15 protein-coding genes are annotated in these 16,225 nt (G+C 53.8%); 10 read left to right on the forward strand and 5 right to left on the reverse strand.

The window, feature by feature from the left end:
* Positions 1-42: 42 nt before the first annotated feature.
* Both FUA23_RS12350 and FUA23_RS12355 read right to left on the reverse strand, forming a co-directional pair.
* A complete protein-coding gene (locus FUA23_RS12350) occupies positions 43-2,541 on the reverse strand; it encodes a PIG-L family deacetylase (RefSeq protein ID WP_147931056.1) in 2,499 nt (832 codons plus the stop codon).
* 137 nt (positions 2,542-2,678) lie between these two features.
* On the reverse strand, positions 2,679-3,137 hold the full coding sequence (locus FUA23_RS12355) for a c-type cytochrome (RefSeq protein WP_147931057.1): 459 nt from the start codon (positions 3,135-3,137) through the stop codon (positions 2,679-2,681).
* Positions 3,138-3,395: 258 nt separating this feature from the next.
* On the opposite strand from FUA23_RS12355, the gene FUA23_RS12360 reads away from it, so the two are divergent.
* Complete coding sequence (locus FUA23_RS12360) at positions 3,396-3,905, forward strand: YfiT family bacillithiol transferase (protein ID WP_147931058.1); 510 nt, start codon at positions 3,396-3,398, stop codon at positions 3,903-3,905.
* Between the two features lies 1 nt (position 3,906).
* Here FUA23_RS12360 and FUA23_RS12365 read toward each other — a convergent pair whose 3' ends face one another.
* Positions 3,907-4,809 carry a TIGR01777 family oxidoreductase gene (locus FUA23_RS12365; protein ID WP_147931059.1) on the reverse strand — a complete coding sequence of 301 codons (903 nt, stop codon included), beginning with the start codon at positions 4,807-4,809 and terminating at the stop codon, positions 3,907-3,909.
* Between the two features lie 365 nt (positions 4,810-5,174).
* Here FUA23_RS12365 and FUA23_RS12370 point away from each other — a divergent pair, with 365 nt between their 5' ends.
* From FUA23_RS12370 to FUA23_RS12385, 4 genes are all read left to right on the forward strand, one after another.
* Entirely contained in the window at positions 5,175-5,345 is a 171-nt protein-coding gene (locus FUA23_RS12370) for a DUF6435 family protein (protein WP_147931060.1), read from the forward strand.
* A gap of 93 nt (positions 5,346-5,438) precedes the next feature.
* Positions 5,439-5,582, forward strand: coding sequence for a DUF2256 domain-containing protein (locus FUA23_RS12375; RefSeq protein ID WP_147931061.1), 144 nt, complete (start codon positions 5,439-5,441; stop codon positions 5,580-5,582).
* A 71-nt stretch (positions 5,583-5,653) separates the two neighbouring features.
* Positions 5,654-6,304: a cytochrome c oxidase subunit 3 gene (locus tag FUA23_RS12380; protein ID WP_147931062.1), complete on the forward strand. Its 651-nt coding sequence runs from the start codon at positions 5,654-5,656 to the stop codon at positions 6,302-6,304.
* Between the two features lie 77 nt (positions 6,305-6,381).
* Positions 6,382-7,758 carry a M28 family metallopeptidase gene (locus FUA23_RS12385; protein WP_147931063.1) on the forward strand — a complete coding sequence of 459 codons (1,377 nt, stop codon included), beginning with the start codon at positions 6,382-6,384 and terminating at the stop codon, positions 7,756-7,758.
* Between the two features lie 476 nt (positions 7,759-8,234).
* On the opposite strand, the gene FUA23_RS12390 is transcribed toward FUA23_RS12385, so the two are convergent.
* The gene (locus tag FUA23_RS12390; RefSeq protein ID WP_147931064.1) at positions 8,235-9,314 is read right to left on the reverse strand and encodes a hypothetical protein; all 1,080 of its coding nucleotides are present in this window, start codon (positions 9,312-9,314) and stop codon (positions 8,235-8,237) included.
* A gap of 520 nt (positions 9,315-9,834) precedes the next feature.
* On the opposite strand from FUA23_RS12390, the gene FUA23_RS12395 reads away from it, so the two are divergent.
* From FUA23_RS12395 to FUA23_RS12415, 5 genes are all read left to right on the forward strand, one after another.
* Positions 9,835-10,290, forward strand: coding sequence for a MarR family winged helix-turn-helix transcriptional regulator (locus FUA23_RS12395; protein ID WP_147931065.1), 456 nt, complete (start codon positions 9,835-9,837; stop codon positions 10,288-10,290).
* Between the two features lie 31 nt (positions 10,291-10,321).
* Positions 10,322-11,023 (forward strand): YjjG family noncanonical pyrimidine nucleotidase, encoded by a 702-nt coding sequence (locus tag FUA23_RS12400; RefSeq protein WP_147931066.1) that lies wholly within the window; start codon positions 10,322-10,324, stop codon positions 11,021-11,023.
* Positions 11,024-11,071: 48 nt separating this feature from the next.
* The gene (gene nth / locus FUA23_RS12405) at positions 11,072-11,719 is read left to right on the forward strand and encodes an endonuclease III (RefSeq protein ID WP_147931067.1); all 648 of its coding nucleotides are present in this window, start codon (positions 11,072-11,074) and stop codon (positions 11,717-11,719) included.
* A gap of 213 nt (positions 11,720-11,932) precedes the next feature.
* On the forward strand, positions 11,933-14,038 hold the full coding sequence (locus FUA23_RS12410; RefSeq protein ID WP_187270999.1) for an HD family phosphohydrolase: 2,106 nt from the start codon (positions 11,933-11,935) through the stop codon (positions 14,036-14,038).
* A 123-nt stretch (positions 14,039-14,161) separates the two neighbouring features.
* Positions 14,162-14,464: a hypothetical protein gene (locus FUA23_RS12415; RefSeq protein ID WP_147931069.1), complete on the forward strand. Its 303-nt coding sequence runs from the start codon at positions 14,162-14,164 to the stop codon at positions 14,462-14,464.
* A gap of 10 nt (positions 14,465-14,474) precedes the next feature.
* Here FUA23_RS12415 and glmM read toward each other — a convergent pair whose 3' ends face one another.
* The gene (gene glmM, locus FUA23_RS12420; RefSeq protein ID WP_147931070.1) at positions 14,475-15,839 is read right to left on the reverse strand and encodes a phosphoglucosamine mutase; all 1,365 of its coding nucleotides are present in this window, start codon (positions 15,837-15,839) and stop codon (positions 14,475-14,477) included.
* Between the last annotated feature and the right edge of the window lie 386 nt (positions 15,840-16,225).

Raw genomic sequence — 16,225 nt, forward strand, 5'->3', positions numbered from 1 at the left:
ATCTACCAGCGCCCAACCCGAAAATTGAACATTGACAGCCCACTAGTTCCCGAGGCCAACCAAATTAGCAAACAAGCGGTACGCCCCCGGTACGCCAGCGGGCAATTCCCGGAAAAAGCTGTAGCCGGTGTAGACGTAGTGGCCTTCGCCGTATTCAGCGACCAACATGCCGCCGTCGTGCGGTTCTTCGCCGGGGTCATTGCTACTCAGAATTGGCGTGTAGCGCTTATCCCAGCTACTGGGAAAGTAGAGCCCCCGCTCCTGCACCCAGCCTTCGAAATCTTTGCTGGTGATCTTATTTGGGTAATTGAGTACCGGGTGGTCGGGCGCAAGGATGCGAACTTCAGCTTCTTCGACGGTTGTCCGGTCGCGACTGAGTTGCATGGGGTACGGGCCGAGTTCTGTCATCGGGATCGTCAATCCACGGCTGGTGTTGTACTGAATCACCAAGGTCCCTCCTTTTTTCACATAATCCATGAACCGGGGCTGGATGTTGGCCATATCGGCATTGGTATTGTAGGCCCGGATACCAACCACGATGGCGTCGAATCCGCTGAGGTCTCCGGTAGTGATGTCTTGTTTGTCGATTTCGGTAACGCTGAAACCGATATTGGTCAGTGCTTCGGGGATCGCATCTCCGGCTCCGGGGAGATAACCGATGTTCTTGCCTGCGATTTTCAGGTCTAGCTTTGCTACGGGCGCACTTGCGTCGAGATCCGCCAGCTGAACGGGGATGTGATCGTGATCGATTTTTATCAGTTTACGGGTATATCCGTCTTCCTGACCAGCGAGCTTTACGAGGGGAACGATCATTCCTTGTTCCTGCCCCGCCGGAGGCGTCAGCATGAACTCGAAGTATTGTTCTTCGCCTTTACGCTTAAGCATAACCTCTGTTTTCTCGGGCGTTACCTTCCACCCTTCCGGTGTACAGAGTTCTACTGTACCTTTTAGATCGGCTTGTGCCGCCGTTACCTTGATCCGAACCGGAGTTGGCTTGCTTTCGGTAAAGAGGTAGCTGCTCTTGTCCAGTTCGGCAAAAACGGGCGGCATGATTTCCAGGGGCTGAACCTGTTCCCCCATTACCCGGTCGGTAAATGAGTGCCGAACAGGACGGCGGTACGTGAAGCGCTCCCCCGCAATGTCGACGATGAAGTTTACCACCAGCGGGTCTTCACTTTCACCCCGGCCCCGAATTTCCTGGTCTTCGACTGTGTACATCCCCAGTTTCCAGGGCGCCTTGAGCCAGTACGGCGTACTGCTCTTCAGGCCCGGCAGAATAGTCATCTCGGTTTCCTGCAGGAAAGGACGGTTTTTAGTCAGCACCGAATCAACCGTGGCACGGGTCATACTGACACCTTCCACGAAGTAGTCGACCAGCTTTACGGGTTGGTCGCTGCGATTAGTGGCTTCGATTCCGATTTCGATTTCAGCTCCCGCCGTTGCGATGGGGTCATCGGTGCTGGCGAAGAGGTAAAGCCCGAGAGCTCCGGCGATAATCTCATCGAGTTCCGCCATTTTCTTCTCCTTCCAGAATCCGTCGGGGAGGGCCTTCATCATTTTCCGGACACGGAGGAGATCCGGAACAGATGCAGAAGGATCATCGAAATTGAAGCCCAGTTCGATTTCTTTCAGGATAAGACCGATGTCTTTCCCGCCCGTGATGCGCTCCCAACTCACGTCAATGTTGGCGAAGGGGTCGCCTTCGGCGTCTTTGTCGTCACCCTTCAGGAGTTCGAGTTGCTCGATCTGCTCGCCCCGGCTGCCCGAGGAACCGAAGCCCTGGCTACGGTGCTGGCTGCGGCTTCGCGCAGCGATTTCGTTGACCGACTCTCCCAGCTTTGGCAGGTAAGTACCAGCATCGACCTTTATAATTTTGTCTTGCTGCATGTGATCGGGCACGCCGCGCCAGGTGTAGGCATTCCAGTAAATCCGGCGGGGTTGCCACGGCTCTACGTACTTGAGTTGTTCGGGGAAGGCATCAGGGTCTCCCGCAAGGTCAAAGGCTTCCATCCCAATGACGGCACTGGCGGTATGGTGGCCGTGAGTAGTGCCGGGCGCACGCGGATCGAAGCGCAGCACGATCACGTCTGGCCGCCATTTACGGATGATCCATACCGCATCGGCCAGTACGTCCTGTTTGTCCCATATATTGAAGGTTTCATCGGGGTGCTTAGAGTAGCCGAAGTCGTTGGCCCGACTGAAAAACTGGGTACCGCCGTCGGTGCGGCGGGCAGCGAGCAATTCCTGGGTGCGGGTAAGGCCTAGTAATTCCCGGATGTCCGGCGCAATAAGGTTCTGGCCGCCATCGCCGCGGGTAAGGCTGAGGTAAGCTGTTTCTACCTTTTCGACGTTGCTCAGGTAAGCGATCAGACGGGTGTTTTCGTCGTCCGGGTGAGCAGCCATGTACAGTGCGGAGCCAAGTACTTGCAATTTCTGGATCCCGGCGTGCAACTCACCCGAGGTTGGCCGGTCAGGAATCTGGGCGCTGACGCTGGTGCAAAGGAAGGTAAAGAGGCAGAGTAGGAGGGGTAGTCTTTTCACTTGAGCGGTTCGGATTGATTGCTAAAGTATGGAGACGCTTTTAAGGGGGATTAGTTCAGCGGGCCCGGCTCAGCCACCCCCGTTCGTCTGCCAGGCGCAGTTTTCCTTTGCCAACGACCTGGTTATCACTGAGGGGATCACTCTTCGATGAACGCCAGCAGCCCCTCCAGTTCTTCATCCGTAAGGTTAGGGTAATTGCTCATCACCCGCTTGTCGTTTTCCTTCCACACGACCAGTGCGCGGGGGTGCTGGGCCGCAACGAGTGCCTGGCTGTTTCTGATCCAGTCGTAGAGATCTTGCTCCGGGTAGTCGGCCCAACGCTCTGTTACTCCCCTCAGCGCGGGACCTGTCATATCGTCTTTCATGTTTTTGTTATGGCAGGAGCCACAGGCGTTGGCGTTCCAGACCCTGCGGCCGATGGTGTAAGCTGCGGAGGCCTGCTGCGCCTCCGGCGCAGTACGGCTGGCAGCAGTAGTTGTGGCCATAATGGCCACGGGTTGCTCTTCCGCAAGGGTGTAACCTGCAAGCAGGCTCAGGATGAAGAGAATTCCGAAAACACCAGCATAAAGGAGGGGAAGCAATGAGCGCGTTTTCATGAACAACAATTTTGGTGTTCAGTAAAATTACCGACCAGACCGCCAGGTTTCAAGCCGGAAGGACTTGTTTGAACCAGCTTTGAATTAGACGTAAAAACGAACCATTCTGAGGGTTGGGGCACAAGCTGTTCCTTCCGGAAGGCGGCCACCCTGAAGGGTAGTAAACAGCAGGCTGAAGCCTGCCGAACAATCAGCATTGCACCTGCGTGCGCGCCAAATCGTACCTTGCGTGAAAAGGCCCAAACTAAATTATTCTCCATGCGCTACCCCATAGGAAAATTTGTTCTCCCTGATCACGCCACCGCTGCGGCAAACCGCACAGATTACATCAAGGACATCGGCGAATTGCCGGCAATCGTAGCCAACATCGCGACCGAACTGAAGCGCCGTGATTTGCTCGACACCCCCTACCGCGAAGGGGGATGGACCGCCCGACAGGTCGTTCACCACCTGGCCGACAGCCACACAAATGCTTACGTCCGCCATAAGCGTATTCTTACCGAAGACCACCCGACGCTGATTCCTTACGACGAAGTCCGGTGGGCTGAACTTGCCGACGTAACGGCCGTCCCGATTGCCGCCAGTTTGGAAATCCTGCGTGGTCTTCACCTGCGTTGGTCTACCCTGCTGGCCACCTGTTCCGATGCTGACTGGGAACGTACCGGTTTTCACGGCGGCAACGGACAAACTTACCGGCTGGACAGCCTGGCGGCACAATACAGCTGGCACGGCCGACACCACGTCGGGCACCTTAAGTTGGTGCTTTAAGTTAGGAGCGCAAAAGATTCCGGAGTGCACCATCCAGTTCCGGGTACTCGTACGCAAAGCCAGTAGCCAGCAGCTTGCCGGCTGAGCAACGTGCCGAATCGAGCACGGTATGGCTCATCTCGCCCATCGCAAGTTTCATGGCAAAAGCGGGAGCCGGAACCACCAAAGCTGATTTATTCATCGCCGGGCCGAGGGCCCGGGCAAGTTCTTTATTGGTTACCGGATTTGGGGCCACCCCGTTGTATATTCCGGTAAGGTTTTTGCTGATGGCATGGCGGTAAGTATTGACCATATCATCGATATGAATCCAGGAATAGAACTGGCTGCCGTCGCCAAAATAAGACGACACCCAAAAATTCAGCGGGATCAGCATTTTCTCAAGCGCGCCTTCGTCCGGATGCAACACAATACCCGTACGGATAATGCAGGTTGGGATATTGAGGTTGTCAATGTCAGCGACGCTGCCCTCCCAGGCTACGCAGCTCTTACTCAAAAAGCCATTGCCGGGTTTTGAAGGTTCGGTGAGCAGCTCGTTGCCCCGGTCACCGTAATACCCGATCGCCGACGCCGAGAGGTACAACTTCGGCTTTACGCCAAGGCGTGCCATTGTAGTGGCGAGCAGCAGCGTACTACCCGTCCGGCTATTGATGATTACCTGCTTCCGGGCTTCCGACCAACGTTTGCCGACAATACCGGCTCCGGCAAGGTTGATTACGTAGTCCACCCCGGCGAAAGCGGCGTCGTCAATAGTCTGCTCTTTCACGTCCCATACGAAAGTCTTGAAGGCGGCATCGGGCCTGGCCGACCGGCTCAGGATGCGGACCTCGTGTCCGTCGGCCGCAAGTGTCCGGGATAAGTGTTTACCGATAAATCCGGTTCCGCCGCCGATGAGTATGGTTGACATTGCTTTCTGAGTTGAGGGTGATCATAATGTATAACAGGCTAACGTGAGTTACCCAACGACTGGTTCGTTACCAATCCTGACGGAACATCCGTTCTGCAAGCTTAATGCGGATTCCTGAGAAATGTTGAACTCCTGCCCGGTTTACACCCAAGTCAATCCACTACTAGACAAATGAGATGACCGGGCGCTTGAAGACCCGACTAAGTCAGGGCGCTTCAAGACCCTAATAGGGGATTTGTCTACCAGTATGCCTAAGTCAAAGTAGTTCGCTGTAGTCCGTCTCTCCTGCCCCGCCAGTTTCCAAAGAAAAAATTAGTCTGCAACCATCTTCGTTCTTTTCCGTTAGGTCAGAAAATCAAGCTACTATGTTCGGACTATTCAAGAAAAACCCCATCAAGGCACTCGAAAAACAACACAAAAACCTGATGGAAGAAGCCATGGCGCTGCAGCGCAGTGGCGATTTGAAAGCCTATGCGACTAAGATTGCCGAAGCCGAAAAAGTGATGGATAAGATTGTGGCGGCGAATAATAAGTAATTGTTATTCCTGATCAGCAAGTGTATTCCCCCAGGATAAAATGAATGTGCATTAGTTTTCTATCAAAAATCAAACCTGATTCCCCACTCTGAAATGAAAAAATCAGATCTACCCACTAAAGTCTGCCCGGTTTGCCAACGTCCGTTTACGTGGCGCAAAAAATGGGAAAAGGTCTGGGACGACGTGAAGTACTGTTCGGAACGTTGCCGCAGGAATAAAACAAAAGCGAACGCTTAACACTTAAACCACCGGCTGACGTCTCTGGTGCAGGGCCCCGGTCGTTGAGTAACAAACGCTAAATATTTCCGATGAAAGATCGTCCGCACGAACTCCCTAACATCGCCGAAGCAGAGCAGGACGGCAACTTCGCCTTCCACCCCCGCAATGTCGTCCTGATGCTGATTATGTTCAGCCTCACGATGCTGTTCCTTGCGCTTTCGGCTGCCTTCGTTTATACCCGGATTCAGAGCGACCTGCCGCCGATAAAGCTGCCCATTCTTTTCGTACTGAATACGGTAATCCTCATTGCCGGCAGCTACACCATGATTCTCGCCAAGCGTGCTTACCTCGCCGACGACACGAAACGGTATGTCAGGATGCTGTGGTACACCATGGGGTTGTCCGTTTTGTTTCTGGGTATGCAGTGTATTGCCTGGTACCAGCTCTTTGATCAGCAGGTGTATATCACTTCAGACAACTCTGCCGGTTATCTCTACGTCATTAGTGGCCTCCACTTTGCTCACGTCATCGGAGGCATTCCTTTCCTCGGCTTTTTCCTTTACCAGGCCGGGAAGTACATGAAAGAGCCCGTTTCTGTACTGGTTTACTTCTCAGACCCTTCCAAAAGGCTGAACCTCCGTCTGCTCACGATGTACTGGCATTTTCTGGACGGGCTATGGATCTACCTGGTACTGTTCTTTTTCGTCAATCAACTCATCTGGCAGTTTTTCCCAACCTGATAAGGCTGTGGTGAAGGATTCTCTTTTCCCGACATGACCTTATGTATCGGAATCAAGGCCAGTCCTTAAATTGCACCATGAAGCAACACATCCTCCTCTCCCTTTTTCTTCTCTCCTTTGTTCAACTTTTCGCTCAGACACCGCCCGCTGCTGATGCACGTCTGTATGACATTGCCGACGCTCCGTCTGCCGATCGGCTGGAAGCCGACATCACCCGCCTTGCCGGCTTCGGCACCCGTCATACCCTTAGCGATACAACCTCAACGACCCGGGGCATCGGCGCTGCCCGTCGTTGGATTTTTGACGAATTCAACCGCATCAGCAAAGACTGCGGTGGCTGCCTGGAGGTGTTCTACCAGCGCAACCTCGTCCCCGCCGGCGAGAGCCGGCGCATTCCGGAGCCCACCTGGGTCGTCAATGTAATTGCTATTCAACGTGGCACCGCCGATCCGAACCGGATGGTGATGATGAGCGGCGACATCGACAGCCGGATCAGCGATCCGCTCAACTTCACCGACGATAGCCCGGGGGCGAACGACAATGCTTCGGGCATGGCCGGGGTGCTGGAAGCAGCCCGCATCCTGACTAAATACAAATTTCCGGGCTCGGTAGTATATGCAGGGCTGAGTGGAGAGGAGCAGGGTTTATTTGGAGGCAAAGGTCTTGCGCAGTACGCTCAGGACAACAACTGGAACCTCCTCGGCGTGCTCAACAACGATATGATCGGCAACATCACCGGCATTGATGGCGTAACCGACAACCAGTCGTTCCGCATCTTCAGCGAGCCGTACTACCCGGACGACGCCAACGATGAGCGCAAGAACATCTACCGACGCTTCTTCGGCGGCGAAGTGGATGGGCCCAGTCGCCAACTCGCCCGCTACGTTCACCGCCTCACCGAGCAGTACACCACCAACCTGAAACCGATGCTCGTTTACCGGTTGGACCGCTTCGGCCGCGGTGGTCACCACCGCCCCTTCAACGATGCAAACATGCCCGGCATCCGCATCATGGAAACCCACGAAAACTACACCCAGCAACACCAGGACATCCGCACCGAAGACGGCATCGAGTACGGCGACAAGTTGGAACACGTCAACTTCCCCTACGCCGCCAAGCTAACCGGCGTTAACGCCATCACCCTGGCCGGGCTGGCCGCAGCCCCTCCTCCCCCACCCCTCGTCATGATCGGAGGAACGGTAGAGCCAAGTGCCCGCCTCAAGTGGGAAAAACCCGAGACCAATACCGAGATTGCCGGCTACTACGTCCACTACCGCCTCACCACCGAGCCACAATGGACGCACAAACGCTTCGTACCGGCAGATAAGCTGACCTATACTTTTACGAACATCGTAGTCGACAACTACTTCTTCGGAGTTTCCAGCGTGGGCCCGGATGGTAATGAGAGTTATGTCGTTTTTCCCAGTACTTTGATTCCGAGGGGGACGAAGTAGGCCTTATTACACCTAAGTCAGAGCGGTTTAACTTCCTTAAAAAGCCTCGCCGAAGCTAAGGCTTTGTCTACGTTTTTTGCCTTCTCAGGAACCGCGTTAGCTTCGCGCTAATTCTCTCAAACCACTCCGCTTTAGGTATAAATTTTCAACATCCAACGGCAACTAAAATGTTAGTCCCACGCCCCATTGCGAGAGCAGTAAACTGATTCCTCCTGAAGAGATACACGACTGACTACAAACGGGCGCAAACCAGATTACCGCAATTGCTCCTCCCCTGCGTAGCGATGTGGGAGGCTGGGAGGGGGGCGAGCGACAGTCAGGCTTGTGCCCCAATAAACTCGAAAGCATTAGCGTTCAGCGTTCAAACGGTTTCTGAAGACAGTCTGAATGCTGAACGCTAATGCTTCTTTTCGTTGGTCATCAAGAAAACCACAACCCAGGGCTATCCTGGCTCAGGAGTTAATTGAAAAGACTTGCTACTTCCCCATACTCTGGAAGTTCCCGGCTTCGCCGCCGGGGGGAATCATTTCGGCAACTCCGTCCCGGAGTTGGTCGTAGAGCAACACGGCGTCGTTGTTGTTCATCTGGTTGAGCTCCTTGAAGAAGCGGGCAGCGAAGCGCTGCAGGACCGCACGATCTTCGGAGTTGAGGTAGTAGAAATCAGCGAGCAGGCCCATTACTTCACGGCGACGCTCACGGAAATGGTCCGCAACCTTGCGCATTGTATTGTCAGACTGAGCATATCCCTGGTAGATACGTTGATAAATGCTCTGCTGCCCGATCTCACTGGTAGGGCTTGCATAAGGAGCGCCCACCCAACCACTGAAATCAAAATCGTAACCGACAGGAATCATCTCGCCGTTGGGGAGTTCCACTACTTTCAGGTTGCGGGCCAGCGGCATGCTGAAGTCTCCGTTGCTGAACAGGTACTGAGTCAGAGCGTGGGTAACTTCGGCTGTTGAGTTGAACACCTCTGCCGGAAGGCCGAGGGCGTTCTCAACTTCCTTGCCGCCGAGGCGGGCGGCCATCTCGTCTACATCTTCGATGATGAAACCTTCCTCGGTACGTTCTGGGTAATTACCGTTGGCATCAACGTAAGTAATAAGGACGCGTTGAACGCGGAAACTCTGGGGAGTCAGAACGTTGTAGATACGGTAAGCAAGGTATTCTTTAATCACCAGGTCCTTTGCCATAGGATCAGAAGAGCAGGTAGATACAAGTTTGTATTTATCCCAATCTTCAAGACCTGCATTACGAAGGTCTTTCTTCCCGAAATCCAGTTTGAGAGGCGCGTACTCGCAACGCTGGCGCCGGAACTTGCCACGCAGGCTCACGTTCAGCTCCCAATTCTGCTCACGCCCCGCCACGTCGACAAACCGAAGGCGGGCATCCTGTTTGGTGTTCACCTTATTCATCACGCTGTCCATCGGAACTTCCAGGCGAATAGCAACAGCCTCATCGTCCCCCGTAAACATGAGGTCAAAAACGGAACCGGCCGAAAGGGGCAGCGTCAGAAGAGATAGGAGGAGGATGGTTAATGTCCGGGTAAAAGTCATAGTCCGGGATTTTAATTACTAATGTTCAGGGAGGGGAATCAAAGGCGCTGACGCAGGATGCAAAAGAGGTTAAACAGCATCGTTGCGTACCACAAAGGTCTGCCTTTTTAACGTCTGAAACCACCCCCCATGGGGCTTTCGGGCGGCTAACATTGCGGAATTAATATTTGTTTTACATTAGCGCCGGCAACGCTTTCAGAATAAAAATTCACCTGACATGAAAATGTAAACTATTCATTGGCAAGGCAGCATTTAAAACATCTTACCTAAGCTTAAGTCTCATCCTGACCAAACCAGCATTTTCATCCTGGAACCAGCCGTCTCAAAAAAAAAATTACAACTTTAACATTTACCGACGTTTACGACCCGGTTTTTACTGCCCTTTGCACCCGCGTGAGCGCCCAAAATGTTCGGTAAAGCCCCTAAACAGCGTCTTAATGACACAGAAACAGAGAATTCAAGTGATCCATACAAGGGTAAACATTGTTGTATTTACATTCATTCAAAAAAACCCATACACATGCAATCCATAGAAGACGCTATTAAACAACCTGTATTTAAATCCTCTCTTCACCGCGCCACGGTCAACATAGTGTACACCTCTGCCTGGCTTAATCAGTCAACAAGCCAGATACTCAGGCCTTTGGGGCTGAGTCTGCAGCAGTTCAACATCCTGCGCATTCTGCGGGGGCGGGCGGGGAAACCCGCCACCGTAAAACTCCTTACCGAACGGATGCTCGACAAGATGAGCAACGCCAGCCGGCTGGTAGACAAACTCAAAGAAAAAGGCCTCGTTGAGCGGCAGGAGTGCCCGACCGATCGCCGTCAGGTAGATATAGTAATCACCCAGGCCGGCCTTGACCTCATCCAGCGGGCGAGCGAGGCGGTGGAGAAAAAACAGGCAAACATTCTCCAGCGGATTACCGAAGCCGAAGCCAACCAACTCAGCTATCTTCTGGATAAACTCCGTGGCTAAGGACTTGTTAGGAGAGTCAACCTAACTTGAAATGAAAAAAGAATACGACTGGCTGCTCTTCGATGCCGACAACACTTTATGGGACTTCAGCGCAGCTGAAGCATCTTCCCTTGAACGTACTCTCCGCGACCGCGACATCGACTGGTCCGATGAAGTTCTTGGCCAGTACCGCATTATTAACCACCAGGCCTGGTCAGATTACGAACGGGGCCTCATCCCGAAAGAGCAGTTGCGCACCGTCCGCTTCTCTCGTCTGCTCGAGCACTACCGTCTCGATCATCCCGCCGAGGAGCTCTCGTTCAATTACCGAACCTACCTCTCCGCTTCCACTCACATGCTCCCGGGGGCCATCGACCTGCTGGAAAGCCTTAAAGGGCGCTACCGGATGGGCCTGGTGACCAATGGCCTGAAAGAAGTGCAGCGCCCCCGTCTGGCAGCGACGAATCTCGGTAAGCACTTCGAATTCATCGTAATTTCCGATGAAATCGGTGTTGCTAAACCTCAGGCAGCCTTTTTCGATCATGCCTTTAAGCAAATGGGTGGCGTGGACAAATCCCGTGTTCTGATGGTTGGAGACAACCCCAACGCCGACATTCAGGGTGCCCTCGACTATGGTTTCGATGCCTGCTGGCTTCGCCACCCCGGAGCGGCGAACAAACCCAAACTAGAAGCAACTTATCGCATCCGGGACATCAGAGAACTTGCCAAAACTGTTTGCTTACAAACTGCTTAGAGCTCCCCCTCTCTGTTTTTTCCTTTTTCCACCGCTACGACTTACGCCATGACCAAAGCTCAGAAAGCTAAAGAAATTCATCAAATTCTCGACAAGCTCTACCCTACCGTTCCCATACCTCTTGATCATACCGATCCTTATACTCTGTTGGTGGCCGTTTTGCTTTCTGCTCAGTGTACCGATGTGCGCGTAAACCAAGTCACCCCTCACCTTTGGGCTATGACGGACAAGCCCGAGGAAATGATGCACGTCGACGTCGACGAAATACGCGAGATTATACGTCCCTGCGGTCTTAGTCCGCGTAAAAGCAAAGCCATCAAGGAACTGAGCCGCATACTGGTGGAAGAGCATGGCGGTGAGGTACCTCAGGACTGGGCAGCACTGGAAGCATTGCCGGGCGTAGGACATAAAACAGCTGCAGTAGTGATGAGTCAGGCTTTCGGAGTTCCGGCCTTTCCGGTAGACACCCACATTCAGCGCCTTGCTTACCGCTGGGCGCTCTCTACCGGAAAGAACGTCGAACAGACCGAAAAGGACCTTAAACGCCTCTTTCCTGAGGAGAGCTGGAACAAGCTTCATCTGCAAATCATTTTCTTCGGCCGTGAATATTGTCCGGCCCGAGGACACCGGATGAAGGACTGTCCGATATGCTCTGTTTATGGCAGGCGAAGCCTGCTCAAGCTTGAGAAACCATAGGTTTCGGGTGCAAATGTGTCCTCTCGGCTATGTACGGGCCGCCCCTTCACCACGAAGGCGTGAAACGAAAGCCCCCCCCCCGGCAGCAAGGTGAGGTAGGCAGTGACGCAAGGGTTTTACGCTCGTTTGAGGACCTCAATTCCTCCCGTTTTGCCCGTTCGTTTGTCCCGGGACCAAAGTGAACAGGCCAAACATCAAACCAAACACCGTATTTTGCACCAAAATCCCCACTCCATCCAGAACTCTTCCCCTAATACCCGCTCCCGCCTCACCCGCCGCCTGTTGCGCTGGCTGCTGGGCATTATCGCGGTAGTAGCGATTAGCCTTCTGTACCCTAACAACCTCAGGTTCCCCTTTGAATTCGAACGGGGACAAACGTGGAGGTACAGCGACCTCGACGCACCTTACGATATCCCCGTACTGAAGACGCCTGAAACGCTGGATGCTGAAATCAGAGAAGTCGAGCAAGTCGCTCGGCCCGTTTACCGGATGGATCAGGATATTGCCCGCAATGCCCGCGCTGAATTCCTACGGGAGTTTCAGATCAGTCTGGATTCGGCAAAGGTCAGGGGGGAGAACAAAGATCTCATCCGCAACCCCGAACGGCATCGCCGATACGGGCTACGCATACTGGATAAACTATACGACCAGGGCATCATCCGTGCCCGCTCCGAAGAAGAGGTAGACGGCATGGCAACCCTCGTTACGATCCTGAACGGAAATGAACAACGCGAGCGCACACTTGCCCAGCTGCGTACGCCAGGAGACGCCCGCGCGTGGCTTAGGGACAGCCTGTTCTATACCGACCTGAAATCCCCCGAGTTCCTGCTTGATTTACTCGAAGATCGTTTCAACCATAATCTATTTTATAGCGATTCCCTGACCCAAAAACTGAAAGCTGATGCAATAGCATCCGTCAGCCCCTACGACGATCTGATCCGTCAGGGCGAATCAATCATCAAAAGAGGAGAGACCGTTACCGGGAATGTTTACCAGCAACTCGTCAGCTACCGCCGGCTCTATAACGAAAGCCTCAGTACCCAGACCACCTTCTGGAGCGTCTTCGGAGGCTACGCCGTACAGATAGGGCTCGTGGTTCTACTTCTGATCTTTTACATCCGTTCGTTTTTCCCGCTGATATACAGCAGGACCAAAAACCTGGTGTTTATCCTGATGTGGCTCGTGCTTTACGCTCTGCTGGTACGTACCCTCGAGCTCAGCCCCGACCTGAGCACCTATCTCGTGCCTTTCTGTATCGTACCGATCGTTATCCGAATTTTCTTCAACGAGCGGTTGGCTTTCTTCGTCCACGTGGTGGTGGTGCTCACGGCGAGCTTTCTTACCACCCTTGGCTATCACTTTGTATTTCTCAGCATTATGGCCGGAGTAGTGGTTATTGTGATGGACATTGACACACGTGACTACGGCCGCTTTTTACGGAGTTTACTTCTCCTCTTTGCTTTCTACTTCGTGGGATTCATCGGGTTGGAACTGATGCGAGGTGGCACCTGGAACACCGTTAATTACAAGATCATCGCCTGGATTGGCCTCAATGTATTCCTTTGCCTGCTTTCCATTCCCCTGATTCCCGTTCTGGAGCGCATTTTCGGATTCATTTCTCCCATTACACTCGGCGAGCTTAGCGACATGAATCGTCCGCTCCTCGAAAAACTGGCCCGCCAGGCTGCAGGAACCTGGCAGCATTCTCTTAATGTAGCGAATATGGCAGAGCAGGCGGCGAGGGCAATAGGCGCAGACGCCCTGCTTGTAAAAACCGCAGCACTTTATCACGATGTCGGAAAAATCACCAACCCCGGTTTCTTCATCGAAAACCAGAGCGGTCCTAACCCCCACGAAAAACTCGGCCCCAAGGAAAGCGCAGCCATCATAATTGGCCACGTAAACGAAGGGATCAAACTGGCCCGACAAGCAAAGTTGCCAGAGGTCCTGATCGACTTCATCCGCACGCACCACGGAACCACGCGCGCCGAATTCTTCTACCGCAACTACATCAAGGACCATCCCGAACGCGAAGCCGAAGAAGCCGACTTCCGCTACCCCGGCCCGCGGCCGGCCACCAAAGAGCAAACCATCCTCATGCTGGCCGACTCGACGGAAGCCGCGTCGAAGAGCCTGAAAAACCCTTCCAAAGAAGAACTGTACGACCTCATCGACGGTATCATCAGGGGTAAGCTCGGTTCCGGACAGCTGGAATTCAGCCGCCTCACCTTCCACGAACTCGAAGCCTGCCGCAGCGTATTCCGCTCTTTCCTGCAGAGTGTGCACCAGGTCAGAATCGCGTACCCCGAAGAAGAATAAGCCCTTACCGGGGCTTCTGCAGGCGAATCCGCCCTCTGCTCCTATAGTTGCCTCGGCCACCCCAGGTGATTTTAGCGGCCGAGGCAACTATAAAGAGCGCACCCTTATAATCCCTCCTGCCCGATGAACAGGTCCTCCATCTACCGCAACAAAAGATTAGCTGGCATTGCTTTGTCGGCATTGCTGTTACTGTTGGTTCCCCTCGTTGCGATGCAATTCACGGAAGAAGTAAACTGGTCAGCAGGAGACTTCCTGGCAATGGGCGTCCTTTTGTCGGCACTGGTTATCGCAGTCGAAGTCGTACTCCGAACCGTACGCCAGCCCAAACATCGTTTGTTTCTCTGTTTGGGCATTCTGGTTACTTTCCTCCTTATCTGGGCAGAACTCGCTGTCGGTATTATCGGGACGCCCTTTGCCGGATCCTAGCTCTTCAGGGCTAAAGCAATTCTTTGATCCCGTCGGCCAACTCCTGCGCCCGGTCCTTACTGCCCGCTTCTGCGTATACACGAACGATTGGCTCGGTGTTGGATGCCCTCAGGTGAACCCAACCGTCGGAAAAATCAAGTTTCAGACCGTCGATATCGCTCGTTCGTACGTCAGGGAATTTGGCGCGAACGCGGGTGAAAGCACCGTTGAGGTCATAGTTTTTGTCCACTTCCTTTTTATCCTTGATCATTTCGTAGTGGACGTAACCATCGCGGAGTTCATTGATGGATTTGCCGGAAGTCGCCAAGTGGCTCAGGACAAGTGCCAGCCCGATGAGGCTGTCACGACCGTAGTGCAGCCGGGGATCGATGATACCACCGTTGCCCTCGCCGCCAATGGCGGCGCCAACTTCTTTCATCTTCGCCACAACATTGACCTCGCCTACCGCAGATGCAAAGTACTCCTGCCCGTGCTTCGCCGCAATATCAGCCGCTGCGCGGCTGCTGCTCAGGTTAGACACCACGGGGCCGGGTTCCCGGCCCAGTACGTAGTCTGCTACGGTCACGAGGGTGTATTCCTCCCCTATCCAGCGGCCACCGGGGCCGATGAGTGCCAGCCGATCCACGTCGGGATCAACAGCAATGCCGAGATCGGCACCCAGGTCTTCCACCTGTTTCATCAGGTCACCAAGGTGTTCGGGCAGCGGCTCCGGGTTGTGGGCAAACTGGCCGTTGAGTTCGCCGTTGATTACGGTACACGTTACGCCCAACTCACGGCAAAGCGGTGGAATAGAAATAGCCCCAACACTGTTGACGGCATCAAGAACAACCTTGAAGCCTGCCGCACGGATAGCTTCTGTTTCCACCAACGGGTGGGCAAGCACTTCGGAGATATGGTGCTGCAGAGAAAGCTGATCGGTCGTGAGCAGACCAAGATCGTCGACGCTGCAATACGTGATGTCTCCACCTTCCGCGATGCTGATGAGGTCGGCGCCGTCTTCGGCCGAAATGAACTCGCCCTTATCGTTGAGGAGCTTGAGGGCGTTGTATTCCTTAGGGTTGTGACTTGCCGAAAGGATGATCCCACCGCCGGCCTTATGGTGAGTTACTGCCATCTCTACAGTCGGAGTCGTGGCGAAGTCGCAATCGATCACATCGATCCCCAGACTCTGGAGCGTAGCCGCGGTGAGGGCTGTAACAACCGCCCCCGAGGGCCGGCCATCGCGGCCAATCACCACTTTGGGGATTGCCCCCGAACGGAGGAGCCAGGTGCCGTAGCCGGCAACATTAGCAACGATGTCTTCAGGAGTCAGGTTGTCTCCCGCTTTACCGCCGATGGTGCCGCGGAAGCCGGATATTGATTTTTTTAGAGGCAAGGGATTGGTCTTTTAGTCGGTTAAATCGTAAGCCACGTTAATTGGTGGTCGTAAAGTTACGTTGTTTGTAGCTTTGCTCCCTCCCGGGCACATGCTCCGGGGCGCAGGCTGAACCGGCTTGCCATCAATGGCCACACCCTGAAATCGGTCAGGGAGTGAGTTCCGAATACTAAGAGCGTGTCTAAAATTATGAAAATTTAGATATAAAGGCTGTCAGTCGTATCTTGTAAGTCGCTAAACACTACAAATATGACCAAGCAGTGGACTCGGTTGACTGACAGCCAGTGGAACGAAGTTAAAGATTATCTACCAATCAACCGCAAGACAAAACATCAACTCCGGGATGTACTTGACGCCATTCTGTGGCTGGTGCGTACCGGTACTCA

This window comes from Neolewinella aurantiaca, assembly GCF_008014675.1.
Lineage (GTDB): Bacteria > Bacteroidota > Bacteroidia > Chitinophagales > Saprospiraceae > Neolewinella > Neolewinella aurantiaca.